The organism is Hydrogenimonas sp., from assembly GCF_029933015.1.
Taxonomy (GTDB): domain Bacteria; phylum Campylobacterota; class Campylobacteria; order Campylobacterales; family Hydrogenimonadaceae; genus Hydrogenimonas.
Genome location: NZ_JAOZOZ010000186.1, coordinates 1 through 1,378 on the forward strand (window position 1 = coordinate 1; position 1,378 = coordinate 1,378).

The 1,378-nt window shown below is 55.9% G+C and carries 2 protein-coding genes; both read right to left on the reverse strand.

Features of this window, described 5'->3' with window-relative positions; all coding sequences use genetic code 11:
• Nucleotides 1-708: ABC transporter ATP-binding protein (locus tag Q1K23_RS09045; RefSeq protein WP_300363990.1), on the reverse strand; the 708-nt coding region annotated here is incomplete at its 3' end.
• A 46-nt stretch (nucleotides 709-754) separates the two neighbouring features.
• Nucleotides 755-1,378 (reverse strand): ABC transporter permease (locus tag Q1K23_RS09050; RefSeq protein ID WP_300363991.1); only part of this gene is annotated, 624 nt, incomplete at its 5' end.

A 1,378-nucleotide genomic window follows, 5' to 3' on the forward strand; every position in this document is an offset into this window, starting at 1 on the left:
GAATCCTTTGGGTACCTGGGTCTTCGTGACGACCTTGCGGTTTTCTATCGCCAATATTTTATCGCAATAGGGAAGCAGCCGCTCGTCGTGGGTGACCATAATGATGGCCACATTCTGCTCTTCCACGATATTTCTGAGCATCTTGACCACATTGACGGCCCGGGTCATGTCCAGTGCCGCCGTCGGTTCGTCGGCCAGGATGATCTGCGGTTCGTTGGAGAGCGCACGGGCGATGGCGGCCCGCTGGTTCTGGCCGCCGGAGAGCCGGCTGGGCATGGCGTCGCGTTTATCGCCGATATCGAAGTAGTTCAGAAGCTCCATGGCTTTCTTTTCCGACCTTTCGTCGCTCCAACCGTTGGAAAGAGGTATGAGCTTGACGTTTTCGATGATGTTGAGAAACGGGATCAGGTAGTGCGCCTGAAAGATAAACCCCAGTTTTTCCCGGCGGATTTTACGGGTATCGGGGATCGACCAGCGGTTTTCGTCCCACACCAGCTTCTCCCCCAGCCATATCCTGCCCGAGGTCGGTTTCTCCACGCATCCGAGCATCATCAAAAGCGTCGTCTTTCCCGCGCCGCTGGGGGCTACGAGTGCCGCGAACTCCCCCTTTTTGACCTCCAGGGACGCATTTTCGAGGACCCGTACTTCCGTGTCGCCCGATCCGAAAATTTTGGTCAGCCCTTCGACTTTGATACCCACATCGCTCATCTTCTCTCCTTCCCGTTCCCTGTTCCCATTTCCCGTTTACCATGTCTCATCCTATCGCCGATCTCGGGTCGGCTTTGATCGCCTTGTAGACGCCAAAAAGGCTCGAGAGTATCGAAGCCATCAAAACGATACCGAAAAGCGCCCAGGCGTCCGGTACTTCGAGGACCACCCTTTTGGGAAACCTGTCCCAGATGGCGTGGGCGAAAAGATTGCCGAACACGAAAGCGAGAATCCCAAGCGTCAGAGTCTCCTGCATGATCATTTTCGTGATCGTCAGATTCGGCAGACCGACCAGTTTCATGATCGAGATCTCCTTGATCTTCTCCAGCGTCATCGTATAGATGATCAGTGCGATGATGATACTCGAGACCACGACGAGAATCACCGTGAACATTCCGATCTGTTTGCTGGCCATTTCGATGACGTTTTTGGTCAGAAGGGTACGCTGCTCTTCCGCCGTGAAGACGCCCAGGTGTTTCCATCGACGAAGGTTCCGGGCTGTCTCGATAGGGTCGGCGCCGGGTTGGAGGGTGGCCACCACGGTGTTTACCAGATGGTTGTCGGCCTGTACGTTGAGCCCCCTGGCCCGGTCGTTGCGGATACGGGCGTTGGAGTAGAGAAACTGCAGCTCCTGGGCGTCTTTGAGGCTGACGTAGATGACCGGGTCGCC